This window comes from Mesorhizobium sp. M3A.F.Ca.ET.175.01.1.1, from assembly GCF_004791945.1.
GTDB lineage: Bacteria > Pseudomonadota > Alphaproteobacteria > Rhizobiales > Rhizobiaceae > Mesorhizobium.
The window spans coordinates 1-278 of the sequence record NZ_SRTP01000452.1; the positions used below are offsets into that span (position 1 = coordinate 1).

At 56.1% G+C, this 278-nt stretch carries 1 protein-coding gene; it reads left to right on the forward strand.

Annotation, left to right across the window (positions count from 1 at the left end):
• Window positions 1-13 precede the first annotated feature (13 nt).
• Window positions 14-244, forward strand: a complete 231-nt coding sequence (locus tag EN818_RS32400) for an autoinducer binding domain-containing protein (RefSeq protein WP_281039978.1) — start codon at window positions 14-16, stop codon at window positions 242-244.
• The last annotated feature ends 34 nt before the right edge of the window (window positions 245-278 follow it).

Genomic DNA, 278 nt, shown 5'->3' on the forward strand with positions numbered 1-278 from the left:
GGCTCAATTCAGCATCTGCTGCGGTTTGACGATCCCAATTGTCGATCTCCGCGGCCGCATCGCTGCGGTTACTTTTGCCGCCGATGAGCCTCGTCCAGTATTTCTTCGGGTCGCTGAGCGGTACGAACAAGCTCTTCAACTGATGGCGGCCTGCTTTCATCGTTGCGTTCGCCGCAAATTGCCGAGCGATCTAACAGTTGATGGGATTTCGCTGACATCCCGCGAATATGATTGCCTGAGGTGAGCAGCGCGGGTTAATTCAGCCTAGGTGACCGGCC